Genomic DNA, 298 nt, shown 5'->3' with positions numbered 1-298 from the left:
AGTACAGGACGAGAAATTGTTGCCTTTTGGAATTGGGATAGAAAAAACTATTTTGTGAGGTAGCGATGACTGATAGAAATGAGCTGATTAACGATATTGCAGAGTTGAAAGCTAAACGAGACAGACTACTGGCTCAAGTGAAAGAAGCGGAACAATGGGAAAGTGTAGCGTGGGATAGTTACCATGCGGTCGCAGACCATGTAAAAGCTCTTGAGAAAAAAAGAGAGATAGCTCAAAATTATTGGGATAGCTCTCAAAGAGCTATTAAATCACACTTTGATTTTGTGGCAGACCAGGC

At 40.6% G+C, this 298-nt stretch carries 1 protein-coding gene; it reads left to right on the top strand.

The genetic code is table 11. The features are described from left to right. Window positions 1-65: 65 nt before the first annotated feature. Window positions 66-298 (top strand): hypothetical protein (locus QP415_RS11380; RefSeq protein WP_285100142.1); only part of this gene is annotated, 233 nt, incomplete at its 3' end.

The sequence above is a fragment of the Pauljensenia sp. UMB3104 genome (assembly GCF_030217285.1).
Classification (GTDB): Bacteria; Actinomycetota; Actinomycetes; order Actinomycetales; family Actinomycetaceae; genus Pauljensenia.
Note: the sequence above shows the minus strand (reverse complement) of the source record. Positions and strands in the feature narration are given on the sequence as shown.